General features: G+C 63.8%; 19 protein-coding genes. 3 read left to right on the top strand and 16 right to left on the bottom strand.

What is annotated here, in order from left to right; translation table 11 throughout:
* Positions 1–12: 12 nt before the first annotated feature.
* Positions 13–1338, bottom strand: a complete 1326-nt coding sequence (locus tag BHD08_RS18120; protein ID WP_125023987.1) for an aspartate aminotransferase family protein — start codon at positions 1336–1338, stop codon at positions 13–15.
* A gap of 191 nt (positions 1339–1529) precedes the next feature.
* Between BHD08_RS18120 and BHD08_RS18115 the strand changes: the two genes are divergently transcribed.
* Complete coding sequence (locus BHD08_RS18115; RefSeq protein ID WP_058063278.1) at positions 1530–3023, top strand: aldehyde dehydrogenase; 1494 nt, start codon at positions 1530–1532, stop codon at positions 3021–3023.
* A 100-nt stretch (positions 3024–3123) separates the two neighbouring features.
* Here the strand turns inward: BHD08_RS18115 and BHD08_RS18110 are convergent, their stop codons facing one another.
* From BHD08_RS18110 to BHD08_RS18065, 10 genes are all read right to left on the bottom strand, one after another.
* Positions 3124–4527: a glycosyltransferase gene (locus BHD08_RS18110; protein WP_102821282.1), complete on the bottom strand. Its 1404-nt coding sequence runs from the start codon at positions 4525–4527 to the stop codon at positions 3124–3126.
* Positions 4524–5561 carry a HEAT repeat domain-containing protein gene (locus BHD08_RS18105; RefSeq protein ID WP_256678724.1) on the bottom strand — a complete coding sequence of 346 codons (1038 nt, stop codon included), beginning with the start codon at positions 5559–5561 and terminating at the stop codon, positions 4524–4526. Before BHD08_RS18105 ends, BHD08_RS18110 begins: the two co-directional genes overlap by 4 nt.
* A 76-nt stretch (positions 5562–5637) precedes the next feature.
* Positions 5638–6774, bottom strand: a complete 1137-nt coding sequence (locus BHD08_RS18100; protein WP_058063275.1) for a YaiO family outer membrane beta-barrel protein — start codon at positions 6772–6774, stop codon at positions 5638–5640.
* On the bottom strand, positions 6771–7160 hold the full coding sequence (locus BHD08_RS18095) for a response regulator transcription factor (protein WP_058063274.1): 390 nt from the start codon (positions 7158–7160) through the stop codon (positions 6771–6773). Before BHD08_RS18095 ends, BHD08_RS18100 begins: the two co-directional genes overlap by 4 nt.
* Positions 7157–10033: a CHASE3 domain-containing protein gene (locus tag BHD08_RS18090; protein ID WP_125023985.1), complete on the bottom strand. Its 2877-nt coding sequence runs from the start codon at positions 10031–10033 to the stop codon at positions 7157–7159. The genes BHD08_RS18095 and BHD08_RS18090 overlap by 4 nt, the downstream gene beginning before the upstream one ends.
* A 132-nt stretch (positions 10034–10165) precedes the next feature.
* Complete coding sequence (locus BHD08_RS18085) at positions 10166–11806, bottom strand: diguanylate cyclase (RefSeq protein WP_125023983.1); 1641 nt, start codon at positions 11804–11806, stop codon at positions 10166–10168.
* Positions 11799–12185 (bottom strand): response regulator, encoded by a 387-nt coding sequence (locus BHD08_RS18080; protein ID WP_125023981.1) that lies wholly within the window; start codon positions 12183–12185, stop codon positions 11799–11801. Before BHD08_RS18080 ends, BHD08_RS18085 begins: the two co-directional genes overlap by 8 nt.
* A complete protein-coding gene (locus tag BHD08_RS18075; protein WP_125023979.1) occupies positions 12182–14596 on the bottom strand; it encodes a PAS domain S-box protein in 2415 nt (804 codons plus the stop codon). Before BHD08_RS18075 ends, BHD08_RS18080 begins: the two co-directional genes overlap by 4 nt.
* Before the next feature lie 73 nt (positions 14597–14669).
* On the bottom strand, positions 14670–15056 hold the full coding sequence (locus tag BHD08_RS18070) for a response regulator (RefSeq protein ID WP_058063269.1): 387 nt from the start codon (positions 15054–15056) through the stop codon (positions 14670–14672).
* Between the two features lie 48 nt (positions 15057–15104).
* Positions 15105–18083 (bottom strand): PAS domain S-box protein, encoded by a 2979-nt coding sequence (locus BHD08_RS18065; RefSeq protein ID WP_125023977.1) that lies wholly within the window; start codon positions 18081–18083, stop codon positions 15105–15107.
* Positions 18084–18439: 356 nt separating this feature from the next.
* On the opposite strand from BHD08_RS18065, the gene desA reads away from it, so the two are divergent.
* The gene (gene desA, locus BHD08_RS18060; protein ID WP_125023975.1) at positions 18440–19630 is read left to right on the top strand and encodes a delta-9 fatty acid desaturase DesA; all 1191 of its coding nucleotides are present in this window, start codon (positions 18440–18442) and stop codon (positions 19628–19630) included.
* 128 nt (positions 19631–19758) lie between these two features.
* Complete coding sequence (locus BHD08_RS18055; protein ID WP_058063266.1) at positions 19759–20760, top strand: sensor domain-containing diguanylate cyclase; 1002 nt, start codon at positions 19759–19761, stop codon at positions 20758–20760.
* A gap of 44 nt (positions 20761–20804) precedes the next feature.
* On the opposite strand, the gene BHD08_RS18050 is transcribed toward BHD08_RS18055, so the two are convergent.
* The 5 genes from BHD08_RS18050 to BHD08_RS18030 form a co-directional block, all read right to left on the bottom strand.
* The gene (locus BHD08_RS18050) at positions 20805–21209 is read right to left on the bottom strand and encodes a VOC family protein (RefSeq protein ID WP_125023973.1); all 405 of its coding nucleotides are present in this window, start codon (positions 21207–21209) and stop codon (positions 20805–20807) included.
* 49 nt (positions 21210–21258) lie between these two features.
* Positions 21259–22365 carry an agmatine deiminase gene (aguA, locus tag BHD08_RS18045; RefSeq protein WP_125023971.1) on the bottom strand — a complete coding sequence of 369 codons (1107 nt, stop codon included), beginning with the start codon at positions 22363–22365 and terminating at the stop codon, positions 21259–21261.
* 94 nt (positions 22366–22459) lie between these two features.
* Complete coding sequence (gene aguB, locus BHD08_RS18040; protein WP_125023969.1) at positions 22460–23341, bottom strand: N-carbamoylputrescine amidase; 882 nt, start codon at positions 23339–23341, stop codon at positions 22460–22462.
* A 132-nt stretch (positions 23342–23473) separates the two neighbouring features.
* Positions 23474–24124 (bottom strand): TetR/AcrR family transcriptional regulator, encoded by a 651-nt coding sequence (locus tag BHD08_RS18035; RefSeq protein ID WP_015278912.1) that lies wholly within the window; start codon positions 24122–24124, stop codon positions 23474–23476.
* Between the two features lie 58 nt (positions 24125–24182).
* Positions 24183–25559, bottom strand: a complete 1377-nt coding sequence (locus BHD08_RS18030; protein ID WP_085990603.1) for a glutamine synthetase family protein — start codon at positions 25557–25559, stop codon at positions 24183–24185.
* Positions 25560–25601: the final 42 nt, after the last annotated feature.

Here is a 25601-nt window from a genome sequence, read left to right as displayed (position 1 = left end):
GTTGGCGCAGGCTCAGCCCGCCTTGCGGATGCCGTCGGCGAGCAGCTCCATCATCTGGTCGATCTCGGCCTTCTCGACGATCAGCGCCGGCGACAGCGCAATGGTGTCGCCGCTGGCGCGTACCAGCAGCCCCTTCTCGAAACACTCGCGGAACACTTCGTAACCGCGCTTGCCGACGCCATCGGCATGGGCGGCGAACTGGATACCCGCGACCAGCCCGACCGTGCGGATATCGATCACGTTGGGCAGGTCGCGCAGGCTGAAAAGCGCTTCCTGCCAGTAGGGCTCCAGGTCGATGGCTTTCTGGAACAGGTTTTCCTGCTGATAGATCTCCTGCGTTGCCAGCGCCGCTGCGCAGGCCACCGGGTGCCCGGAATAGGTGTAACCGTGGAAGAACTCGATGACGCTTTCCGGGCCCTTCATGAAGGCATCGAACAGGTGGTCGGCGACCAGTACCGCCCCCATGGGGATCGCGCCGTTGGTCAGACCCTTGGCGCAGGTGAGGATGTCCGGCGTGACGCCCCAGCGCTGCGCGGCGAAGGCCTCGCCGACACGGCCGAAGCCGGTGATGACCTCATCGAAGATCAGCAGGATGCCGTGTTTGGAAGTGATCTCACGCAGCCGCTGCAGATAGCCAACTGGCGGCAGGATCACCCCGGCCGAGCCGGACATTGGCTCGACGATCACCGCGGCGATGTTCTCCGCACCATGCAGCGTCACCAGCCGCTCCAGCTCATCGGCGCGCTCCACGCCATGCTGCGGCAGGCCCTTGCTGAAGGCGTTGCGCTGCAGATCGAGGGTATGCGGCAGGTGATCGACACCCGGCAGCATCGGGCCGAAGGCGCGGCGGTTGTTGGCCATGCCACCCACCGACATGCCGCCGAAACCGACGCCGTGATAGGCCAATTCGCGGCCGATCAGCCGCGTGCGCGAGCCCTGACCGATGGCGCGCTGATAGGCGAGGGCGATCTTCAGCGCGGTATCCGCCGACTCCGATCCGGAGTTGGTGAAGAACACCCGGTTCAGTCCTTCGGGGCTGATGGCGGCGAGTTTCTCGGCCAGCTCGAAAGGTAGCGGATGGCCCATCTGAAAGGTCGGCGCGAAGTCCATCTTGGCGATCTGCTTGCTCACCGCTTCGCTGATCTCGCGGCGCCCATGGCCGGCATTGCAGCACCAGAGCCCGGCCGTGCCGTCGAGTACCTGGCGGCCGTCGCTCGCCGTGTAATACATGCCCTCGGCGCTCTCCAGCAGGCGCGGCGTGGCCTTGAACTGGCGGTTGGCGGTGAAGGGCATCCAGAAGTGATCGGGCGAGGCGTTGGGATGGAAATCCTGTGACATGGGGCTGGCTCCGGGTGGCGAGCGGCTATGCTGCGACGGCGAGCCGCAGGGTTTTCATCGAGTCTATGTTTAATAAAACGAACAAAACAAGGCGATTGACCGGCCGTTCGTAAAAAATATTGATAGGGTCCGCGCCGCTGGTTTAGGGTGCCTTTTCCACAGCCCGAAGACCTGACTAGAGAGGATGCACCATGCCCACCCTGACCCTCGCCGACTGGCAACAGCGTGCCCGCGACCTGCACATCGAAGGTCGCGCCTTTATCCAGGGTGAGTATTGCGCCGCGGCGGACGGAGGCCAGTTCGACTGCATCAGCCCGGTGGACGGGCGAGTGCTGGCCCAGGTCGCGAGCTGCGACCAGGCCGATGCCGAGCGTGCAGTGGCCAGCGCCCGTGCCGCATTCGAGGCAGGCAGCTGGGCGAAGCTGGCGCCGGCCAAGCGCAAGGCGGTGCTGATCCGCTTCGCCGACCTGCTGGAAGCGAACCGCGAGGAGCTGGCCCTGCTGGAGACCCTCGACATGGGCAAGCCGATCGGCGACTCGCAGGCGGTGGACATTCCCGGTGCCGCGCGGGCGCTGCGCTGGAGCGGCGAGGCGATCGACAAGATCTACGACGAGGTGGCGGCCACGCCCCACGACCAGCTGGGCCTGGTCACCCGCGAGCCGGTCGGCGTGGTGGCGGCCATCGTGCCGTGGAATTTCCCCCTGATGATGGCCTGCTGGAAGCTCGGCCCGGCGCTGGCCACCGGCAACTCGGTGGTGCTCAAGCCCTCCGAGAAGTCGCCGCTGACCGCTATCCGCATCGCCCAGCTGGCGATCGACGCCGGCATTCCGGCCGGCGTACTGAATGTTCTGCCGGGCTACGGCCACACCGTCGGCAAGGCGCTGGCGCTGCACATGGACGTCGATACCCTGGTCTTCACCGGCTCCACCCGCGTAGCCAAGCAGCTGATGATCTATGCCGGCGAGTCGAACATGAAGCGCGTCTGGCTGGAGGCGGGCGGCAAGAGTCCGAACATCGTCTTCGCCGATGCGCCCGACCTGCAGGCGGCAGCGCAAGCCGCGGCCGGCGCCATTGCTTTCAACCAGGGCGAGGTCTGCACCGCCGGCTCGCGGCTGCTGGTAGAGCGGTCGGTCAAGGAGCGCTTCCTGCCCATGGTGGTGGAGGCGCTCAAGGGCTGGAAGCCGGGCAACCCGCTGGACCCGGCGACCAACGTCGGCGCGTTGGTAGACACCCAGCAGCTCAACACCGTGCTCGGCTATATCGACGCCGGCCGTGAAGCGGGTGCGCAGGTGCTGATTGGCGGCCAGCGTACGCTGGAGGAAACCGGCGGGCTGTACGTCGAGCCGACCATCTTCGATGGCGTAGACAATGCGATGAAGATCGCCCAGGAAGAAATCTTCGGCCCGGTGCTGTCGGTTATCACCTTCGACAACGCCGAGGAAGCGGTGGCGATCGCCAACGACACGCCCTACGGCCTCGCCGCCGCCGTCTGGACCGCCGACCTGTCCAAGGCGCACCGCACGGCACGGGCGCTGCGCGCCGGCAGCGTGTGGGTTAACCAGTACGACGGCGGCGACATGACCGCGCCGTTCGGCGGCTTCAAGCAGTCCGGCAACGGCCGTGACAAGTCGCTGCACGCCTTCGACAAGTACACAGAGCTGAAGGCGACCTGGATTCAGCTCTGACGGCATCCGTAGGGTGGATGTCGCTTTTTGCATCCACCTTGTTGCACGGCCATGGTTGATCGATGAAGCGTGATCCACCCTACGTTTTTTGAGCGTTCAGCTAGCTTTGCCCCCACTGCCCGCTGCGACGCATTGCGCCCCAGTGGTGCTTGCGTCGCGAGAACCATTGCCAGAGCCCGCGGCAGCGCCAGACGGTATTCAGCTGGCGGTAGCCGAAGTTCTCCAGCACGGCCATCAGAAACAGCTGCAGCATGTCGCGTCGGCGGCTGTAGACGCGGAACGACATGGTCTCCAGCAGCAGGCCGTTGACCGACAGCAGGATGCCCATGCCGATCGCCACCAGCAGGAAGGCTGCCAGCGCCGCGTAGGACACCGCACCAAAGGCAAAGCCCCCGAGCATGAAGCCGTAGCCGACCAGTTCGATCAGCGGGCCGATCCACTCGAACAGTGCCATGAACGGCCAGGCCAACCAGCCCGGCGTACCGCCACGCAGGCTGAAGGCCAGCCGCGCATGCCGGCTCAGGCTTTCGGCCAGGCCGCGTTGCCAGCGGCTGCGCTGGCGGCCGAGGGTGCCGAGGTCTTCCGGGCATTCGGTCCAGCAGATCGGATCGGGCAGGTAACGAATGCGGTATGGGATGCGTCTTTCGCGGTGATAGCGGTGCAGCCGCACCACCAGTTCCATGTCCTCGCCGACGGTATCGGTGCGATAGCCGCCGACCGCCATCACCCGTTCGCGGTCGAACAGGCCGAAGGCCCCGGAGATGATCAGCACGGCATTGAGCGGCGACCAGCCGAGACGGCCGAAGAGAAACGCACGCAGGTATTCGACGATCTGGAAACGCGCCAGCCAGTTGCGGGGCAACCCGGCCTGGATAAGAAAGCCGCCACGCACCTGCGAGCCGTTGGCGATGCGCACGGTGCCACCGGCGGCAATGGTGCGCTCGTCTTCGAGGAAGGGTTGCACCACGCGCAGCAGACTGTCGCGCTGCAGGATCGAGTCGGCGTCGACGCCGCAGAACAGCCCGTGGCGTGCCGCGTTGATACCGGCATTGAGCGCATCCGCCTTGCCGCCGTTGGCCTTGTCCACCACCCGAAGATTGGCGTAGCGCCGCGAACGATAGATCGCCGTTACCGGCTGGTGGGCGACCGCCTGGCGCAGCGGCTCGGGGTGCGGGACCAGATCGAATTCCTCGATCAGCACGGCGAGGGTGTTGTCCTTCGAACCGTCGTTGATCACCACGATCTCGAACTCGGGGTACTGTAGCTGCAGCATCGAGCGCACCGAGGTGCGGATGGTCGCTTCCTCGTTGAACGCCGGCATCAGCACCGACACCGGCGGCTCCACACCCAGGTAGGGTGCCAGTTCGCCGGTCTCAGCCCGTTGCCGGATGTAGCCCATAAGGCTTGCCATCGACAGCATGTTGAGCAGCAGGTACATGCCGTTGAGCAGCAGGAAATAAAGAATGAAGGCGACCTGCAGCCACCACAGCCAATCAGAGGTCATCGGCGCACCTCCGCCATGGCTCGGCGTAGCGCATCCTTGCCGTACCGGTCGTGTACCTGTTCGAGTAGCCGCTGCAATCCTTCCAGCGTGGCCCCAGGCATCGTCGCCAGGCTGTCGGCGGCAGCCTGGCGTATCCACCAGCTGCTGTCGGACAAGAGCGGGAGGAACACGTCGCCGTCCTCACTTCTCGCCTGTTTGTGCAACGCCTGCAGTGCGGCCAGGCGTACATCCGCCTGCTCGTGTTGCAAGGCGCGTAGCAGCCGAGGCCGATCACGCGGGTCGCCGAGTTCGCTGAGGCAGCGCAACGCCACTTGCAACTGCTCGGTCGACGCATCTTCATTCAGCCGCGCCCGTGCCCAGGGCGCCGCGTGGCGGGGGTCGCCATATACCAACAGATTGACCAGGCGCTCACGCCGAGGGTCTGGGGAGCTGGACAGAACGATCAGCAACGGCGTTGTCACCGCCTGCTCTCCGGCCTGCTGGCAGAGACTGGTCAGCCGGGGCAGCGCCCAGTCGGGGCGATCGACAGCAGCTGGCAGAATCAGCTGCATGGCCTTGGCGGCATCCATAGAAACGAGGGTTTGTGCGGCGGCCAGCGCCACAATGGAATTGCGGCTGGTCAATAGCGGCTGCACCGCATTCCAATGTGCCGGGTCAGCCAGATGGCGCAGGCAGGTCAGACCGATCAACTTGCCGCGCACCTGACCACGCAACAGGCTCAGGGCATGTCGGTCCATCCCCAAGGCTACGAGCGCCCGATTCATCCGTTCGCGCGCGGCGCCGCGTAGCTGCAGTTGGGTGCGGTTCCACTGCAACAGAAACCAGAGCTGACGCCGGCGCGGCAGCGGTGCATGGGTGGGCGGCATCTCGTCACTCAGGCTGCACAGCGCGAAGAAGGGCCGCCACTGCTCGTTGAACTGCTGCCGGCGCACGGCGCGCCGCCTGAATATTTCGCCAAGCACGAGCACCTGTATCAGCACCAGCAACGTCAGGGCGCCAAGGCCCAAAGCGCAGTACAACGCCAGTTGCAGCATGCGGTCTTCCGGCCAGAGGTTCGCCCAAGCCCGCCCCGGCGCTTCGCACAGCCAAGGTGGGCAGTGCGCCAGCCACTCAGAAAGCATGGCGCAGGCCGATCTGCAGCCATTGTCGATCGTAGTAGCTGCCCTGCTGGTGATGGCCGATTTCCCAGCTCAGCGCCCACTTGCTGTCGAACCAGTGGCGGCCCTGCAGGCTGATGGCGTGTACATCACTGGTGATCAGTTGCTGCTCTTCGACCGCCTCTTCCTCTCCGACCGTCAGACGCAGACCGGCGTAGCTCAGGCCCTGATAGTAGTAGTCCAGGGCCAGGTCATGGCCGATCGGCGTACCGGCATTGGCGACGTCGGTAACGTTCAAGGTGTAGCCGGCGCGCCAGGCGTTCCAGTAGCGTTCGGCGCTCAGCGCGAGGCGGTCGACCCGGGTAGTCTCGTACTCGGTGCGACGGACACTGACGGCGCCGAGGTAGCCATCGGGCAACCGCCGCTGAAGACGCAAATCGGCATGCCACTCGGGTAGAAAGTAAGGTGAGGGCTGATAACCGACCTCCGGTTGCAAGGTCCAGTTTTCGTCCAGCGGAATGACCACTCCGGCCTCCGCGCCCTCATCCCACTCGCCGAAGCGTTGCTCGCGCGTGAGCGCGCCATACCAGCCGACGCTTTCAGGTTTCGTCGAGGCGTAATCCAGACGCTGGCTGCGCCAATTGTCGAAGCCGCTGTCGAGCCAATCCTGGCGGGCCGAAATTTCCAGTTCGTGGCGCCGCCTGGTCGCTGCGTCGACCACCGGCACGGGAGCCGCTGCAGTGCTGGGCACGGTCAGCGCGGCACGAGCCTGCTGGATCACCTGTTGCACCTCGGCATAGTCCGGGGCGAGCCGTGCTGCACGCTCGAGCGATCCCAGAGCGCGTTGCGGGTGGCCGGCCCAGAGCAGCGCCTGACCCTCGCCGAGCAGGTAGTCGGCATTGTCCGGCTGTCGCTCAAGCAAGCGCGCATAGATTGACAGCGCCTGTTCCGGGCGGCCTTGCCAGCTCAATACGCGCGCGAGCAGAAAGTTAGCCTCCTGATCGTCCGGCTGCCGGGCCAGATGAGCCTGCAGGGTCGCTTCGGCAGCGCCCAATTGCTGGGCCTGGACCTGCCGCTCGGCGGTAGCGACGTCCGCCAGCGCTGCACCGCAGGGCAGCGCCAGGGCAAGTAGCACGACCGCTGGCTTCATCGGCGGCCCCTCAGCAGCCGTCGAATGCGTGCCAGCAGTTCTTCCGGCTGGAACGGCTTGGTCACATAGTCATCGGCACCGAGCTCCAGCGCACGGACGATATCTACCTCGCGTGCCTTGGCCGTCAGCATCAGCACCGGCACGCTTTCCCAACCGGGCTGCGCCCTTAGCCGCTCGATGAGTTCGAGGCCGTCGTGGTAGGGCAACATGATGTCCATCAGCGTCAGGTCGGGCGGTTCGGCCTGGGCGAAGTGCTCCAGCGCCTGGCGACCGTCGGCGGCGTGATCGACGACGAAGCCGTGACGTTCGAGCATGTAGCGGATGAGGAAGGCGATGTCTTCTTCGTCTTCCACCATGAGAATGCGTTTGCTGGCGGATTCGCTCATGGGTGAGCCTCGTCAGTTTCGTGAGTGTGCCCCGGCGGCCAGTGCTGCAGCAGGTGCTGGATCAGCTTGGCCAGCTCATCACCGTCGTGACGGGATTTCACCAGTTGGCGCAACGCCAGGCGGTTGTCCTGAATCGGGGTATCGAGTGCGGAAAAGATGATCACTGGCGGCGGAGGGACGCTCTGCGCGAGCTGGTCGAACAGTTCGGTGCCTTCGCCGTCTGGCAGCATCAGGTCGATGATGGCGAGGTCGAACGGTTGCGCCGTGATCAGCTGCCGTGCGTCGTGCAGCGTAGCCGCGCCGGACAGCTCGACATCCAGGGCGGCTATCTGTCTGGCGAGCAGCTCTCTGAGGTCGTCATCGTCTTCCACGTGCAGGATGCGCGGTCGGTGCGTTCGGGTCTGCAGACAGGCGCGAATCACCTCAAGAACCCGTGAAGGGTCGATAGGCTTGTGTAGCCAATCGATCACGCCCACGGCACCGCCCCGCAGGATGCCTTCATCTTCGTCACGGCGCTGTGGCTGCAGGCTGACGATAAGCACTGGCAGGTTGCGATAGCTGTGCTGGCTGCGCAGGCTCTGCAGAAAGGCCGCGCTGTTTTCATCATCCAGCGCCGGGCTCAAGGTCAGCGCCTGGACTCTGAACTGCGTCAACAGCTCGCGCGCAGCTGCCGCGCTCTTGGCGATCAGCGTGGCATAGCCGTGCTGATGCAATGCCGCCGCCAACTGCTCGGCGGCGCGTGTATCTGGCTCGAGTATCAGGATCAGCGGGGCCTTGCCGATGCTGTCCGTGCCGAGCACCGGCGGCGCGGGCTCCTGCGACGGCGGTAGGCCCGGCTCTGCAAGTGGCAGGTGCAGCCAGAAACGCGTACCCATCCCCGGCTGGGAGTCGAAACCGATCTGCCCATGCATCTGCTGAACCAGCGAGCGGGTGATCGCCAGCCCCAGTCCGGTGCCACCTCGCTGTCGGGCATCGGAGGAGTCGGCCTGGGCGAAGCGCTCGAAAATTCGCGAACGAAAGGCATCGGGAATACCAGCACCATGGTCCTGAACACCCAATTCCAGCTTATCGCCAATGCAACGAAGATCCACCGTTACGCAGCCGCCGGCTGGTGAGTGTTTTATGGCATTGGACAGTAGATTGGCCATCACCTGCGCGAAGCGATCCGGGTCCAGCGTGGCATCGCTGGCGTGCGTGTCAGTGCCATCCACGAACTCGACGCTGACGTCGTACTCGCGAGCGTAAGGCGCGATGTCGGAAAGCGCCTGTTGCACCAACGCACGCACGTCGTGGCGGCCGAAGCTGAATGCCAAACGACCAGCCTCAAGCTTTTCGATGTCGAGAATGTCATTGATCAGCCGTACCAGCCGCTCACTGTTCTTGTGGGCGATATCGATCAACGGGCGCGCATCGTCGCCAATGTGGCCGGCAATTCCGCCAATAAGCATGCCGAGCGCACCACGAATGGCGGTCAGCGGCGTGCGCAGTTCGTGGCTGACGGTCGAGATGAACTCGGTCTTCATTTGCTCCATGCGCCGGCGCAATGAAATGTCCACCGCCACCGTGACCACATGGCAAGTACGTGCCGAGATGCGGAGCGGGCGCTTGACGACCTGGAACCAATGCTCAACGCCGTGAGCATCGGTCAGCGCAACCTCGGTGGTGCGCAGCTCCGCGCTACCGCCTGCCAGCTCTGCCAGCTCTTCGTCGCCGAGTAGCATGGGCTGTAACAGCTGGGCAGAGGGCAGTTCATCCGGGCGACGCTGCTCGATATCCTGCGGCCGACCATTGAGCAACGCAGCCAGTGCCGTATTGCAGAGCAGAAAGCGGCCCTGGGCGTCGCGAGCGAAGATCAGATTGTCGTCGGTGTCGACCACGCGGCGGAGGAACACTTGCTGGTCGTGCAGCGTGTCGCGGTTGCGCTGCAGCTCGCTGACATCCCGCGCGATCGCCAGGTAATCGCCGAGCCCGGTGGGCATCAGGCGAACTTCGAAGGTCCGCTGCGTCTGCAGCTCGCACCAGGTCTTCTGCCGCATCGTTCCGTCGTCGGTTTGGCCCAGCAGATCGATCAGTAGAGGTTCGATTGCTTCGGGAGCGGGGGCCCGCCGAGGAATCCCGCGCGATACGCTGGAAACCCGCTGCCGCTCATCGACGGCGTACAAATGATCGGGAATAGCCTGCAACAGCGCGCCGAGGCGTGCCTCACCGGCCTGTGCGGTGCGCGCGAGTTGCTGGCGAATCTGCAGGTTTCGCTGCACCGCCCAGAACGCGGCGAGAAATAGACCGATCACCACCAGGCTGCCAACCAGCGCCAGCTGCTGGGCGCGCTGGGTCGTGACGGCCACCGCGCTACTGGCCGCCGCGAGCTGACGGCGCTCGCGCTGCTCGACGGCGTTTAGCAGGCCGCGCAAGCGATCCATCAGCACCCTGCCGGTCGCCAGGCGCAGGCTGCCTGCTGCCGCCTCCAGCCCCGAGTCCCGTCGCACCTGAATATTGCCGCTGGCCACCTGGAGCCGCTCAGCGATAGTCGTATCGAGCACCTGAAACCAACGCTGGTCAGGAAAGCTACGGCCCACAACCTGGGTCTGCAGACTGCGCCGATGAACTTCCAGCTGGCTCAGGCCGCGGTCGTAGGGAACGAGGTAGGCCTCCTCGCCGGTCAGAATGAACCCGCGAGCACCAGATTCGATATCTTGCAGAGAGGAAAGAATGGCCTGTAACGAGGTGATGACCTCCAGGCTTTGATTGACGGATTGATTCGTCAGCAGCAGGGCTTCTTGCGTGCGCTTGCCTTGCCAGCCAAGGGCAGCGAGCAGCAAAAACGCTGCGAGAAATGCGATTGAATGCCAACCGATCGCTAGTCTTGCGGGCAAACCGGACTCCTTTCGCCAGGGACGACTGCACAGAACCCTGGTTCGCCTCGCAGCAGCGGGATCACCGGGATAGGCGCAGTATAGTCAGACCAGCCAGATGCAGAGCCGTTCGCCGCCGAAGGGTAACGGCGCTCAGCGCTGGGCGATCTGCACCTGATTGCGGCCGTTGTGCTTGGCTGCGTAAAGGGCCTGATCGGCACGCTCAAGGAGAACGCCGGAAGCGGTGTGACCGTCGGTTTCGCAGATGCCAGCGCTAAAGCTCACGCGAAACTCATCGCTGTCGCCGGCTTTGAAGTTCAGCGCGGCGAATCGCACGCGAATCTCGTCGAATATGCGCCTGGCTTGCAACGCCGAACATTCGGGCAACACCGCGACGAATTCCTCTCCGCCGTAACGGCCAAGGCTGTCGATGCGCCGCAAGCGCTGGCGCAACAGGTTGGCCAGGGCGCGGATGACGTTGTCGCCGGCGGCGTGCCCGTAAGTGTCGTTGACGCCCTTGAAGTGGTCGAGATCGAGCATCACCACGCTTGCGGGTTTGCCGCTGCGCGTGGCGCGCTGTACCTCCAGTGCCAGCTGTTCCTTGATATCGGCGTGCTTGAGCAGGCCGGTCAGGCTGTCGCGCGCCAACGCTGTGCTCAGCGAGCGGGCGCGCTGGGAGTGCGAATACACTGCCGCAACCAACGCGTTATCACTGATCGGCTTGGTGATGAAATCGTCGCCAGCCTTGAGCAGCGCTGCCATCTGCCGATGAGCATCGGTCTCGGCGGAAAGGTAGATGATGGTCACCCGCAGCCATTCGTCGTGCAGACGGATCATCTGCGCCAGCTCCGGCCCCGAACAGTCCGGCATATTGACGTCCAGCAGCAGTACCTCGGGGTTGAAGCTGCGCATGGTGTCCAGCACGTGGGTCGGTTCGGAGAGGATCTGCACCTGCATCTGCGCGTTGCGCAGCACCAGGCTGTAGCGTGTCGCCAGCTCGACGTCATCATCGACGATCAGCACGCGGAAGGGCTCGCCCTGCTGCCGATCGAGACAACGCTCCAGGCTGTTCTCCAGTTGGGTGATATCCAGCGGGCGAACGAAGAAGCCCTGGGCACCGGCGCGTACGGCGGCCAGCTGGTTGGCGAAATCGGCACGATCGTGAATGACCAGCAGCGGCAGTGGCTGTTCGAGGCCCTGCTGCAGAGCAGCCAGCGCCTCGAACTCGCTATCGTGTTCCACGCTGACGATCAGTGCGTCGGGCAGCTCATCGGCCACGGCTTTTTCCAGTGCGGCGAAATTGGGCCACTGGCTGACCAGATAACCGAAATTGCGCAGGGTCACCGCCATGCTGGCGCCCGCGACCGGATCGGCCTTCATCAGGTAGATGCGACAGCCGGGTGCTGGCTCGTCGTGATGCTCCGGTAATTCCGCGGTGCCCTCGCGCTCCTGGCCGGGTGTTTCGCTGGCCAACTGCTGCAGCGTGCGCGCAAAGGCCTCCGCTGCGCGCGTGCCGGGCTTAGTCGAGTCAAGCCAGCGATCGGCACGTTGCTCGAGCTGCCTGGCACCCTCGCCGAGCTTGGCGAAACCAAAGGTACCGGCAGCTCCGGCGAGGCGATGCAGGCGCTCACGGATGTTCAGCATCACCTGCCGGCGACTTGCCGTCGCACGGGTCTGCTGCAAGTCGCTGGCCAGCGCGCAGAGATCGGCCAGGTCGGCCTGCAGCCGCTCGCCGAACTGCTGTTCGAGTTGCTCGAGCTGCTCCTGCAGCGCGAGACGTGCCCGATCATCCATGCTCGGCTTCCCACACCTGCTGCAGCTGCGCAGCCAGTTGCAGCGGATCGAACGGCTTGCCCAACACCTGACGTACGCCGAGCTGGCGCAGCTCCTGCAATCGCTCTGGCTGCAAGTGGCCGGTGAGGAACACCACGGGGGTCTGCTGCAGATCGACGAGATGGGCGAGCTGGCGTACCAGCTCGATGCCATCCATCTGCGGCAGCATCACATCGAGCAGAATCAGATCCGGTGCAAAGTCCTGCACCTGATCGAGGGCCGCCTGGCCGGACGGGCAGCTGAGCACCTCGAAGCCGCCGATCTTCTCCAGGGCAATGCGCGTCACTACCTGAATGGACGGTACGTCTTCAACGTGCAGAATGCGCTTGAGCTGTTTCATCTCGGACTCTCCTTGGCCTGCCCTTCACTGGGCAATTCGAACCAGAAGCAGGCACCATGGCCGGGCTCGGAATCAAAACCGATCTGCCCATCCATGTGTTCGATCAGCTCCTTGCTGATCGCCAGGCCCAGGCCCGTCCCGCCTTGCTGGCGGCTATCGGACGAGTCGGCCTGGGCGAACTTCTGAAATACTCGCTCGCGGAAATCGTCAGCGATCCCCGGCCCCTGGTCTCGGACGCTTACCCGCACCCGTCCGTCACCCATCATGGCCGATAGCTCGACCCGTTCACCGGCAGGGGAAAACTTCGCGGCGTTGGACAGCAGGTTGCTCAGCACCTGCTGCAGACGCATGGCATCGACTTTTACCAGCACCGCCGGACACTCACCCAGATGCAGCTGCACGTCATGGCGGTCCGCATAACTGCGGTTGCTACGCAGAGCCAGTTCGAGCTGGTCCTGTAGCGGCTGCTCGATCAGATCGAAGCGCATCTTGCCGGCGTGCAGCTTGTCCATGTCCAGCAGGTCGTCGATCAGCGCGCTCAGGCGCTGGCTGTTCTGCTGCGCGATCTCCAGCAGTTCGTGCATCGATTCCGGCACTTCGCCCATGACGTTGGAGCAGATCAACGCCAGCGCACCGGTGATGGAGGTCAGCGGCGTGCGCAGCTCGTGGCTGACGGTGGAAATGAATTCGCGCTGCAGCCGTTCGATGCGTTTGCGCTCGGTGATGTCGTGCAACACGGCGACTGCGCCCAAGGGCTGACCATCGGAGGTGTACAGCGGGTCGGCGTTGGACAGCACATGTCGCGGCGTGCCGAGCGCCAGCAGCACCATTTCGTGATCGATGACATGCTCGCCTTGCAGGGCGCGGTGTAGCGGAATCTCCTCGGGCTGCAGTGGTGTGATGCCGTCGGCCTTGTACAGCTGATAGCGTGTAGCCCAGTCATTGGGCGACCCAGCCTCGGCATCGGCGCCATGCCACTGCTTGGCCTTCTCATTGAACAGGGTCAGATTGCCGTCGGCGTCGCAGGCGATGACGGCCTCGCTCAATGCTTCGAGCAGGCGGCGGTTCATTTCCTGTTGCTTGTCCAGCTCCAGCTGTTCGGCCTTGCGCTCGGTGATGTCGGTAACGAAGCCGTGCCAGAGCACCGAGCCATCGACCTGACGCAGGGGCGTCGCGCGGGCTTCGACCCAGATCAGCCCTTTGCGCGGATGATTGACGCGATGCTCGATATGCCAAGGCGACAACCCGGTCGCGGCCTTGCGGATGCTGACCAGCAGGGCACTTCGATCAAGCGCGTGTACACGTCCGACAATCGGCGCAAAGCTGCCGGCCAGCTGCCCTGGGCTAAGCCCGTAGATCTGCTCGACGCCTTCGCTGACATAGGGAAAGCAGGCCGCCCCATCGGGGCGCCAGTGGAACTGGAAGAGCATACCCGGCACCTGCGCGGCGATCTGCTGCAGGCGCAGCTGCAATTGCTCCTGATAGGCCAGATCGTACGCATTGACCAGATAGCCACGCAGCAGCTCCTGCTCGTCATGAATCGCGGAAACACCGAGCAGCACAGGCACCTCGGCGCCGTTGCGATGACGCAGCCGCCACTCGGACATCTCCCGCCGGCCGCGGTGAAGCGGAGCGGCGAGCACGGCGAAATCGGCCGTGATCGGCACCTGCAGTTCGCTGGAAAGGATTGCTGCGCGGCGCTGCAGGGTTTCCGGGTTGAACAGCGCTACGGTCAGCGGATGGCCGACCAGCGCCTGTTCGCTGTAGCCGAGCAGGCGCTCTGCAGTGGGGTTGACACTGGTGATGACGCCGTCCGGGCGCGTCACCAGCACGGCGCTGGATGCGCTGTCGAAAATGGCCTGCTGCAGGGCTGCCTGCTCGGCATGACGGTGCGCCAGTAAGTGCTGCTCGAACAACCGAATGACCTGGCGGGCCAGACGCTCAAGCGTTTCGCGTTGCCCCGCACTAAGCTGTCTTGGGCGACGGTCGATCACACAAAGCGTGCCGAGGTTGTAACCGTCCGGCGAGGTCAGCGGTGCCCCGGCATAAAAACGAATTTTCGGGTCGCCGATGACCAGTGGGTTAGCGCTGAACCGTGCGTCCTGCAGCGTATCCGGGACCTCGAAGATCGCCTCACCGAGGATGGTGTGGGTACAGAAGGAAATCTCCCGTGGGGTTTCGCAGACATCCAGGCCGACGCGACTCTTGAACCACTGGCGCCGGTCGTCGACCAGCGAGATCAGCGCAATGGGCGTGTCGCATATCTGCGCAGCCAGCTCGGTGAAATCGTCGAAAATGCTCTCTTCGGGCGTATCGAGGATTTCGTAGCGCAGCAATGCCGCCAGGCGCGAAAGCTCGCGGGGCTGGGCGGAGAATGGCGTCGACGCCGGGCTTGCTTGCGGTGACTCCATCGTCGGTGCCTTGCTGGTTCAGTGAATGTTGGCCAGGTCGGACGGCGAGTCGCGACTGGACATCGGCGTCTGGCTAGTATCGGCCAGCAAGCCAGATGCTGCGAATCTGCTCGGCCAGCAGCATCGGATCGAATGGCTTGACGATCACGTCGCGCGCACCGAGCTTGCGCAGATGCTCGATCTCACTCGGCTGAACCTTGGCCGTCATGAATGTTACCGGAATCTGCTCGAGGTCGATCCGTTCACGCAGCTTGAGCAGCGTCTGCGGGCCATCCATACCCGGCATCATCACGTCCAGCAGGATGAAATCGGGGGCGAAGGCTTCGACCTCTTCCAGCGCCTGTGCGCCGGAGGAGCAGGACAGCACCTGGTAACCGCCAATAGCTTCCAGGGCGAGTTTGGTCACCGCCTGAATCGATGGGTCGTCTTCAACGTGAAGGATGCGCCTGAGCTCGGCCATTGTGTCTCCGTGGGTCGGTTTGCATGCGCGTCCGCAACAACGGAAGCATCAGGGTTGTTCGCTGGCCGCCGACGCGAGCGGTAGCTCACACCAGAAACAGGCGCCATGGCCGGGTTCGGAATCGAAGCCGATGTGGCCATGCATGTGTTCGATCAGCTCCTTGCTGATGGCCAGGCCTAGCCCGGTACCGCCTTTCTGCCGCGTATCAGACGAGTCGGCCTGGGAAAACTTCTGGAATATCCGTGTGTGGAATTCGGGCGCGATGCCCGGGCCCTGATCACGCACGCTGATCCGCACCCAGTCGCCGCGGCATTGCGCGCCGAGCGAGACGGTGCCGCCTTCAGGCGAGAATTTGACCGCATTGGAGATGAGATTGGCCAGTACCTGCTGTAACCGGTCGTCGTCTGCTATCAGCTGCAGCTCGGGCATTGGCAGCAGCTCCAAGTACACGCCGAGCGTGGCCGCATACGCATGATTGGCCCCCATAGCCAGCTGCAGCTGTGATGCCACCGAATGCTCGCGCAGCTCGAGCGTCATCTTGCCGGCGACGAGCTTGTCCATGTCCAGCAGGTCGTCCACCAAACGGCCCAGGCGCTGGCTGTTCTGATGGGCGATGCTCAGCATCTGCAGCATGGCGGGCGATGGCTCGCCCAAGGCGCCACCGACGATCAGACCGAGCGCACCGGAAATCGAGGTCAATGGCGTGCGCAGCTCATGACTGACGATGGACACCAGCTCGCTTTTCATCCGCTCGATGCGTTTGCGCTCGGTGATGTCGCGCACCAGCCCGATGAACTTGCGCTCGCCGTGGTGGCTGATCTGCGAAACCCGCAGCTCGATGGTGAAGGTTTCGCCGGTGCGGCGCAGGGCGGTGAGCTCGCGGTTCTGTTCCAGTGCGTGGGAAACGCCGCGGCGATCGTAGGCCTCGAGATAGCCGTCATGGGCCCCGCGGTCGGGTTCGGGCATGAGCATCGACAGGTTGCGACCGATCATTTCCTCGCTGCTGTAGCCGAAAATCTGCTCGGCGGCGTGGTTGAAGGTCTCGATGACACCGCGCGCGTCGATGATGATGATGGCGTCGATCACGTTGTCGATCAGCATGCTCAGGTAACGCTCGCGCTGCAGCATCTCCTCCTTGGCCAATGCCTGGTCGGTGACGTCCCAGATGAAGCCGTCGCACCAGCCGACCGGGTCGTCGCGCTCGTACAGCACGCGGGCTTTCTCGCGCACATACACGGTGCGGCCCTCGGCGTTGGTGAGCCGGTAGATACTCTCGAACGTATCCTGCTCGGGATGTTGTCGGGCCAGCGGCAAGTCGTCGGCGTGGATCAGGCTGGCGAAGCTGCGCACGCGGTCGCCGACGAAATCGCTGGCCGGGTAGCCGGTAAGGCGTTCGATGCCGTCGCTGAGGTAGCTCATGCGCCGGCGACCATCGTTGCGACAGCGGTAGACCACGCCCGGCAGGTTGCCAACCATGGCGCGGAAGCGGCTCTCGCTCTTCTGCAGCGCACGGGTTGCCTCCATCAGCTCCGTAATTTCGGTGACGAAGCCATGCCACAGCACCGTTCCGTCGGGCAGCCGTTCGGCCGTCGCACGGCCTTCGGCCCAGAGCAGGCCGCGCTGCGGATGCTGAATGCGAAATTCGACCGCGCCGGTTCCCGGGTCGGCTGCCAAGCGCAGCAATGTGACCTTCAGGCGAGGCAGGTCATCGGGATGAACATGAGCCAGCGCTTGGGGCGCATCCTCGAGCAACCGCTGCGGGTCGATACCGTATAGCTCCCGCGCACCTTCGCTGGCGTATAGGAAGGCGTAGCGACCACTGGGGAAGCGCTTGAGCTGAAACACCACGCCTGGCAGCAGGCTGGCAATCTTCTGCGCCCGATCCAACAGCCGCTGGCGCCGACGGCCTTGCTGCTGTTGAGCGAACTGATACTGCTGCTGCACGCTGGCCCGTCGCTGCAGCAGGAACGCCAGCATTAGCAACAGCGCTTCGACGACCAGCCAGGCCAGGCCCCATTTGATCAACAGCCGACGCTCGGCCTGCTGATGTTCACGCTGCATGGCGCTGATATCACGCCAGACCAGCGCCGCCGCCAGCAGTGGCCGCGATGGCGCGGCCTGACGCTCACCGTGAAGCGGAATCTGGTTGAGCATGTAAGTGCGCCCGTCAGCGCTGAGCAAGCGCGAGGCCGGGCCGCTTTCCGGCTCCGGCAGCATGCCCGTCTGTGACCAGTGCAGGATCTGCGTCGCCGAGTGACCGATCAGCAGCCAGCGCCCGTCACCGCTCATCTGGACGCCACTGGGCGGCGTACGCTGAGCGGCATGCACGGCATCGCGATTGACGATCAAGGCCAACCCAGCGGCGAGTTGATCGCTGAGATCAGGCAACTCCGGAAGCACGTTATAGCCAACCTCCAGGGCGCCAATGACGTCGCTGGAAGGATCATCTGCTGCCCGCAGCGCAATGATGGCGCGACTGCTGACGCCCCGGTCGTCCACCTCCATGCCGAACTGCCCGACACCCTCGTCGAGCACACGCTGCAGCAACGGCCGCTGCGTTGCGGCAGCATCGCCGAAACGTTCCGGTTGCTGCATGCGCAGCAGAGCAATTCCGGCTTCGCCCCAGAAAACCTGCAGCTGCAGGGCCTGGTGGCGCTGCATGGCGCTCCAGGCCGGTGTCAGCGTCGTGCGCAGCCGCTGGCGCAGCAATTGGACTTGCGGATCGTCCAGCGTCAGTCCATCGCGCAGGGCAGTATCGATCTGACGAACATGGCGCAGGAGTTCGGCATTTCCGGCCAAGGCTGCGGCGACCATATCGGCCTGTCGACGCTGACTTACCTGCGCACTCTGCAGCGCCATGCTCTGCAGCTCACCATGGTTTTCGATTTCCAGATGCCAAGCCGCGTCGCGGGCGCGAAAATCATTGAAGGCCAGACCGCCAAACAGCAGCACCAGTAGCAGGCTGCCAAGAGCGAAGATCCGGTGGGGGGTCGAGATGCCGACGTTACTCATCAGCGGGCCGGCCATAGCCTGAAATGCAGCGCTCGACGTGGCCTGGCAGTACGCTGCATTGAGGCTGCGCAGAGCGGTACCCGACGCACGACGTTTGCATGAGCCACAACTTTCCAAAGCGAAAAGAAAACGATGATAGCGCTATGCCAGCACAGTCGATAGCGAGTCTTGCTGACATGATGTGAATTCGATGCAAACTCAGGTCTGAAAAACGTAGAGATTTCAGCCGAATCTGGCTAAAAAATCACCAGCTTTTAGACGGTCGGTCAGCCGAGTTTCTAGACTCCCCACGGGGTGATGTTAGGCTGCAGGAAGGCTCACGCTGGCGAAAGCCTCGTTGCCGCACACCTATTCAAGAGGCACCCGATACTATGTGGCACACCGGTTTACTCGACCTTTCCGTCTGGCAGCTCATCGCGACCACGCTGTTGCTGACTCACGTCACCATCGTCAGCGTCACGGTTTACCTGCATCGCTATTCGGCGCATCGCTCGCTCGAGCTGCATTCAGCGCTCAAGCACTTCTTCCGCTTCTGGCTGTGGCTGACCACGGCGATGAACACTCGCGAATGGACCGCCATCCACCGCAAACACCACGCCAAATGCGAAACCCCGGATGACCCTCACAGCCCTGTTCACAAGGGTTTGAGTACGGTGGTGCGCAAAGGCGCCGAGCTGTACATGGAGGAGGCGAAGAACGAGGAGACGCTGCGTATCTACGGTAAGAACTGCCCGGACGACTGGATCGAGCGCAACCTGTATTCGCGCTTTCCCAATGCCGGCATCGTGCTGATGCTGCTGATCGATCTGGCACTGTTCGGCGTCGTCGGCCTGAGCATCTGGGCCGTGCAGATGATCTGGATTCCGTTCTGGGCCGCCGGTGTGGTCAATGGCCTCGGTCACGCGGTCGGCTACCGCAACTTCGAGTGTCGCGACGCGGCGACCAATCTGGTGCCCTGGGGCATCATCATTGGCGGCGAAGAGCTGCACAACAATCACCACACCTATCCCAACTCCGCCAAGCTATCGGTACGCAAGTGGGAGTTCGACATGGGCTGGGCCTGGATACGTCTGTTCAGCCTGTTCGGGCTGGCCAAGGTGAACCGCACCGCACCCATCGCTCACCGCATCGAAGGCAAGCAGCTGCTGGATATGGACAGCGCCATGGCAATCCTCAACAACCGCTTCCAGATCATGGCGCAGTACCGCAAGTTGGTCATCCTGCCTCTGGTGCGCCAGGAAATCGGCCGTGCCGACGCCACCCTGCGTCACCAGTTGCGTCGCGCCAAGCGCCTGCTATCGCGCGAGCCAAGCCTGCTGCAGGAGGAGCAACAGGCGCATATCGACGTCATGCTGGAGCAAAGTCAGGCACTCAAGGTGATCTACGAAAAGCGCCTGGCACTGCAGCAGATCTGGACGCGAACCAGCTCCAACAGCCACGACATGCTTGCCGCCATCAAACAGTGGGTCACCGAGGCCGAAGCCAGCGGCATCCAGTCGCTGCGCGAATTTGCCGAACATCTGCGGACCTACTCGCTGCGCCCGTCCGTCGCCCCTGTTTGACCTTCGATCAGCTCAAGCACCGGGCGCAGCGGCGCCCGGAACTTTGCGGCCTGGCGCCCCTCTGAACAGCATTCTTTACTCTATGCAGTACCGCTGCCCTGCGCAGCGGTCGTTTCAGGAAGAAGGCTATGCGGCTGGCAAGCAATCAGGGTGATTCGGGAATGAGAATGCTGCCGGGCGGCGGGGATGCGCAGACTTTGCTTGCGCTGATGCACGCGCGGGCAGAGGCAGCGCGTCTGGGCGAGCGAGAGCAGCTCTTCAGTACGTTGCTGGGCGGCGTCAATGCGGTGCTCTGGGCCTTCGACTGGCAGGCGCAACGGATGATCTACGTCAGCCCGGCCTATGAGCGCATCTTCGGCCGTTCACCGGCCCTGTTGCTGGCCGATTACGGCGAGTGGCGCAACGCGATCTATCCAGACGACGTCGAATATGCCCAGAAGAGCATGCTCGCCGTGCTCGACGAGGGCGCGGTGGAAACCCGTGAGTACCGCATCATTCGTGGCGACGGGCAACTGCGCTGGCTGAGCGACAAGTGCTTCATCGGACGCAAGGCCGAGCATGGCCAGGGGCCGATCATCGTCGGCATCGCCGAGGACATCACCGAGAAGAAGCAGCTCGAAGGCGAGTTGCAGCGCCTGGCGACGACCGATGTGCTGACCCAGAGCAGCAACCGCCGGCACTTCTTCGAGTGTGCCCGTGCCGAATTCGAGCGCGCCCGGCAGTTCGCTTCACCCCTGGGCTTCCTGCTACTGGATATCGATGACTTCAAGCGCATCAACGACACCCACGGGCACCAGATGGGCGATCAGGTGCTGCAGAAAGTCGCCCGTTGCGGGGCCTCCGTTCTGCGCCAGAGCGATCTGTTCGGGCGCATCGGCGGTGAGGAATTCGCCGCTGTGCTGCCTGGCTGTCAGCCGGACTTGGCCGAGCAAATCGCCGAGCGCCTGCAACGCGAAATAGAGCGCGTGGTGTTCACCGCCGAAAACGGCGATCGCTTCCGGGTTACGGCCAGTTTGGGCCTGACCTACCTCAAGGCCAGCGATCCCGAGCTGAGCACGGTATTCGCCCGTGCCGACGCGGCGATGTATACCGCCAAGCGCCTGGGCAAGAATCAGGTAATTATCGGCTGAGCTACGGCTGACCAGACCGGGCTGAAAGCTGCCCGGTCTGCGCTTTAGATCGCCAACTCATCGTAACCCTGACCAACGAACTGCATCAGGCAGAAGCCATGGCCGAATGGATCGGCCATCAGCGCGAGCATGTGCCCAGCCTTGGTTGCTATCGGCTGCTCCAATCGCGCGCCGTGGGCTACAGCCCTTGCTGTCGCGGCCTCGATGTCTTCGACGACGAAATCCAGGTGGATCGGTGTCCAGTGCCGCTCGTAGCTGCGCTGCTGGGCCTCTCCCGGGGTTGCGGCGCTGCCCGCGTCCTTGAGCAATAGATAGATCGGTGTCGGGCCGCCGAGCATTTCCACCGCGAAGCTGCCGAGGCGGCGGCCCTCACGAAGGTCGAACACCGACTGGTAGAAGTCGACGGCCCGCTCCAGATCGTCGACATCCAGGTTCACCAGAAACTCCATCGGACCTCCTCGTGCCTGAAGCAGGCATCGGGTTTCGATGCAGCGCGGATCAGCGCGCCAGCGGCGCCGGTTGCTGCTGGGTGATGCAGTGGATGTTGCCGCCGCCGAGGAGAATCTCGCGACCCGGCACCATCACCACCTGATGCTGCGGAAACACCTGCGCCAGGATGCGTTCGGCTTCGGCATCCAGCGGGTCACCGAAGGCCGGCGCGATGATGCCGCCGTTGACGATAAGGAAATTCACGTAGCTACCGGCCAGGCGAACCGATGGATCGCGCGGCTGGCTGCCATCCAGCGCGACGACGCCGGCGCATTCCTCGGCGGTTGCGTGCAGCGGGCCGGGGATTGGCATCTTGTGCACCTTCAGCGCGCGGCCCTTGGCATCGCGGGCGTTCTGCAGCACAGCCATGGCCGCCTGGCAGCGCTCGAAGTTGGGGTCGCTCGCATCGTCGGTCCAGGCCAGCAGCACTTCACCGGGGCGCACGAAGCAGCAGAAGTTGTCGACGTGGCCGTCGGTTTCATCATTGAACAGGCCGTGGGGCAGCCAGATGATGCTGTCGACCGCCAGGTGCTCGCGTAGCACCGCCTCGATCTGCTCGCGGGTCAGCTGCGGGTTGCGGTTGCGATTGAGCAGGCATTCCTCGGTGGTGATCAGCGTGCCTTGGCCGTCGACATGGATCGAGCCGCCCTCGAGCACGAAGCCCTCGGTGCGGTAGCGGTCGCAGTACTCGATCTCGAGGATCTTGCACGCCACTTCGTCGTCGCGCTGCCAGTCGGCATAAAGACCACCGTCTTCACCCCCCCAGGCGTTGAACGTCCAGTCCACGCCGCGCAGCCCACCCTTGTCGTCGACAACGAAGGTCGGCCCGGTGTCACGCACCCAGGCATCGTCCGTGCTGATTTCCACCACGCGGATGCGTGGGTCATCCAGTGCCGCGCGGGCGGCGAGGTACTGCTCGGCGCTGGCGCAGACGGTGACCGGTTCGAAGCGGGCGATGGCCTTGGCGACCGCAGTGAAAGCCGCCTGCGCGGGACTGCCGTTGTCTCGCCAGTTGTCCGGGCGCTGTGGCCAGACCATCCAGGTCTGGCTGTGCGGTGCCCATTCGGCGGGCATGAAGTAGCCGTCTTGGCGGGGCGTGGAGCTGAGGGTGGTCATGGCTGAGGTCCTGGTAGGGTGGAAAACGGCCGCAGGCCTTTTCCACCACGTGGCGTCCCTGGTGGAAAACGCTGCGCGGTTTTCCACCCTACGTTCATTCCGACGGCGTCTGGCCGTCCAGGGTCTTGATCGAGCCGTAGAGGTTCGGCCGGCGATCGCGGAACACGCCCCAGGCGCTGCGGATATGCTCGAGCTGATCCAGATCGAACTGATGCACCAGCACGCCTTCGCTGGTCTCGTCCATTTCCTCGACCTTGGCGCCGAACTGGTCGGCGATGAACGACGAGCCGTAGAAGGTGATGTCGTAGCCATCCTGCTCTTCGCGGCCGATGCGATTGCTGGCGATCAGCGGCATCAGGTTGGCGCCGGCATGGCCCTGCTGCACGCGCTGCCAGTGGTCGCGCGAGGTGATGTTCGGGTCATGCGGCTCGCTGCCGATGGCGGTCGGGTAGAACAGCAGTTCGGCGCCCATCAGCGCCATGCTGCGGGCGGTCTCGGGGAACCATTGGTCCCAGCAGATGGCCACGCCGATCTTCGCGTAGCGGGTATTCCACACCTTGAAGCCGGTATCGCCCGGGTTGAAGTAGTACTTCTCGTGGTAGCCGGGGCCGTCCGGAATGTGGCTCTTGCGGTAGACGCCGAGCAGCTTGCCGTCGGCATCGATGATGGCGATGGAGTTGAAGCGCGCGCGGCCGGCGAGCTCGAAGAAGCTGATCGGCAGCACCACCTGCAGCTCGGCGGCAACCTTCTGGAAATGCTGGATGGCCGGGTTTTCCTCGACCGGCGTGGCCAGCCGCAGGTACTCGGCATTCGGCTTCTGGCAGAAGTAGGGTGTCTCGAACAGCTCCTGAATAAGGATGATCTGCGCGCCCTTGGCGGCGGCCTCGCGTACCAGCTTGTCGGCATTGGCGATGTTGGCCTGGCGATCCCAGGAACAGGCCATCTGGGTGGCGGCAACGGTAACGACTCGGGACATGGAAACCTCGCGGCTGCGGTTGAAGGGACGGCGGCTATCGAAGGCGCAAATTTATTCGATAGTTATCCGGATTGATAGGGCATACATGATCTTCACGCCGATGAATAACGACCATTTGTCGATATTTATCGATCAGCTTTCGACTTGCTCCCGCTTCGGCAGGTAAGGCGGCAGATACAGCCCGAGGTAGGCGTCGAACACCCGCATGCCTTCCTCGGCCATCCGCGGCGTCAGGCTGCCGTACAGCTGTATGGATCGAGCATAGACGCGGTCGCCGAGTTCCACGGCTAACGCAAAGACATCGATGTCCTGCGGCAGCGGCGGCAGGGCGAAGTGGCGTTCGAACACCGTCTGCATCGCCTGACCCAGTTCCAGGTCCAGACGCTGGTCGGTCTGGGTGACTTCGCCGAGGCCGTGCTGCACCAGGATCAGCTGGCGGGCGGCGCTGTCCTGCTCGTATATCGCCAGCATGCGCTGCTCGATCAGTCGTGAGAGGTCGCGCCAGCTGGTCAGGCTTTGATGATCGATGGGCTGTTCGAGGCTGGCCCTGAAGGTCGCGTGGACGTCCGCCGTCAGTGCTGCGAGCAGCGCCGGCACACCGGAGAAGAAGTGATAGACGGAAGAAGGCGGAATGCCGGCGCGCTCGGCCACGGCATATACGGATAACGTCGTGGCGCCCTGCTCGGCGAGCAGTTCGCGGGCGCTGGCGAGAATCTGGCGAATGCGCGTCTGGCTGCTGGCGCGCGGGCGGCGACTGGGCGTCGCGGGGCTGGGCTTGGTCATCGGCCTATTTGAAGCCAGCACGGCGGCGGATGCAAACCGCCGTGCCGGATGCTTGGCGCTAGACGGTGTGCAGATACCAGTTGTATTCCAGGTCCGAGATCGAGTGCTCGAACTCGGCCAGTTCGCTCTCCTTGCAGGCGACGAAGATGTCGATGTAATCCGGGCTGATGTAGCGCGCCATGATCTCGCTGTCGTCCAGCTCGCGCAGCGCGTCGCGCAGGTTGGTCGGCAGGCTCTGCTCGACCTGCTCGTAGGAGTTGCCCTCGATGGGCGCGTCCGGCTCGATCTTGTTGGTCAGGCCGTGATGCACCCCGGCAAGAATGCTCGCCAGCATCAGATAGGGGTTGGCGTCGGCGCCGGCAACGCGATGCTCGACACGCACGGCGTCAGGGCTGTCGGTCGGCACACGCAGCGCCACGGTGCGGTTGTCCATGCCCCAGCACGGCGCATTCGGCACGTAGAACTGCGCACCGAAGCGACGATAGGAGTTCACGTTCGGACAGAGGAAGGCCATCGAGGCCGCCATGGTTTCCTGCAGACCACCGATGGCGTGGCGCAATGGCGCGCTTTCCAGCGGATTCTCGGTGGCGAATATATTGTTGCCATTCTTGTCGAGCAGCGAGATGTGCACGTGCAACCCATTACCGGCCTGGCCCGGATAGGGTTTGGCCATGAACGTTGTGTCCATCTCGTGGTCGTAGGCGATGTTCTTGATCAGCCGCTTGAGCAGCACCGCGTAGTCGCAGGCCTTGATCGGGTCGGCGACGTGGTGGAGGTTGACTTCGAACTGCGCCGGGGCGCTCTCCTTGACGATCGCATCGGCCGGAATGCCCTGCTCCTTGGCCCCCTCGAGAATGTCCTGCAGGCAGTCGACGTACTCGTCGAGATCATCGATCAGGTAGACCTGGGTCGAATGGGGGCGCTTGCCGGAAATCGGCGAACGTGGCGGCTGCGGGCGGCCGTTGATGTTCTCCTGATCGATCAGATAGAACTCGAGTTCGAAGGCGGCGCAAATGGTCAGGCCGAGTTCGTCGAACTTGCTCACCACCTGGCGCAGCACTTCGCGCGGGTCGGCGAAGAACGGATCGCCGTCACGTTCGTGCATGGTCATCAGCAGCTGTGCGGTGGGCCGCTTCTGCCAGGGCTCCTTGCACAGCGTGTTGGGGATCGGGAAACAGGTGCGGTCGGAGTCGCCGATGTCCATGCCCAGCCCGCTGCTTTCAACGGTGATGCCGTTGATGTCGAGGGCGAACAGCGAAGCGGGGAGGTTGATGCCTTTTTCGTACACCTTGTGCAGGCTGGCGCGCTCGATGCGCTTGCCGCGCACGACTCCATTCATGTCGGTGATCAGCAGATCGACGTACTGAACCTCCGGATGTTCCTTGAGAAATGCGTTAGCTTCGTTGAGCTGAACGGCACGCGGCGGGGCCATGATGAATTACCTTAATTGTTAAAAATTTCAATCATCAGATGCTTG

The sequence above is a fragment of the Pseudomonas sp. SCT genome (assembly GCF_003864275.1).
GTDB lineage: Bacteria > Pseudomonadota > Gammaproteobacteria > Pseudomonadales > Pseudomonadaceae > Stutzerimonas > Stutzerimonas stutzeri_AE.
Note: the sequence above shows the minus strand (reverse complement) of the source record. Positions and strands in the feature narration are given on the sequence as shown.

What these genes read in the sequence shown, in the direction of transcription:
- BHD08_RS18120 (WP_125023987.1), bottom strand. Translation starts at nt 1,338, where the DNA reads ATGTCACAGGATTTCCATCCCAACGCCTCGCCCGATCACTTCTGGATG.
- BHD08_RS18115 (WP_058063278.1), top strand. Translation starts at nt 1,530, where the DNA reads ATGCCCACCCTGACCCTCGCCGACTGGCAACAGCGTGCCCGCGACCTG.
- BHD08_RS18110 (WP_102821282.1), bottom strand. Translation starts at nt 4,527, where the DNA reads ATGACCTCTGATTGGCTGTGGTGGCTGCAGGTCGCCTTCATTCTTTAT.
- BHD08_RS18105 (WP_256678724.1), bottom strand. Translation starts at nt 5,561, where the DNA reads ATGCTGCAACTGGCGTTGTACTGCGCTTTGGGCCTTGGCGCCCTGACG.
- BHD08_RS18100 (WP_058063275.1), bottom strand. Translation starts at nt 6,774, where the DNA reads ATGAAGCCAGCGGTCGTGCTACTTGCCCTGGCGCTGCCCTGCGGTGCA.
- BHD08_RS18095 (WP_058063274.1), bottom strand. Translation starts at nt 7,160, where the DNA reads ATGAGCGAATCCGCCAGCAAACGCATTCTCATGGTGGAAGACGAAGAA.
- BHD08_RS18085 (WP_125023983.1), bottom strand. Translation starts at nt 11,806, where the DNA reads ATGGATGATCGGGCACGTCTCGCGCTGCAGGAGCAGCTCGAGCAACTC.
- BHD08_RS18080 (WP_125023981.1), bottom strand. Translation starts at nt 12,185, where the DNA reads ATGAAACAGCTCAAGCGCATTCTGCACGTTGAAGACGTACCGTCCATT.
- BHD08_RS18075 (WP_125023979.1), bottom strand. Translation starts at nt 14,596, where the DNA reads ATGGAGTCACCGCAAGCAAGCCCGGCGTCGACGCCATTCTCCGCCCAG.
- BHD08_RS18070 (WP_058063269.1), bottom strand. Translation starts at nt 15,056, where the DNA reads ATGGCCGAGCTCAGGCGCATCCTTCACGTTGAAGACGACCCATCGATT.
- BHD08_RS18065 (WP_125023977.1), bottom strand. Translation starts at nt 18,083, where the DNA reads ATGGCCGGCCCGCTGATGAGTAACGTCGGCATCTCGACCCCCCACCGG.
- desA (WP_125023975.1), top strand. Translation starts at nt 18,440, where the DNA reads ATGTGGCACACCGGTTTACTCGACCTTTCCGTCTGGCAGCTCATCGCG.
- BHD08_RS18055 (WP_058063266.1), top strand. Translation starts at nt 19,759, where the DNA reads ATGCGGCTGGCAAGCAATCAGGGTGATTCGGGAATGAGAATGCTGCCG.
- BHD08_RS18050 (WP_125023973.1), bottom strand. Translation starts at nt 21,209, where the DNA reads ATGGAGTTTCTGGTGAACCTGGATGTCGACGATCTGGAGCGGGCCGTC.
- aguA (WP_125023971.1), bottom strand. Translation starts at nt 22,365, where the DNA reads ATGACCACCCTCAGCTCCACGCCCCGCCAAGACGGCTACTTCATGCCC.
- aguB (WP_125023969.1), bottom strand. Translation starts at nt 23,341, where the DNA reads ATGTCCCGAGTCGTTACCGTTGCCGCCACCCAGATGGCCTGTTCCTGG.
- BHD08_RS18035 (WP_015278912.1), bottom strand. Translation starts at nt 24,124, where the DNA reads ATGACCAAGCCCAGCCCCGCGACGCCCAGTCGCCGCCCGCGCGCCAGC.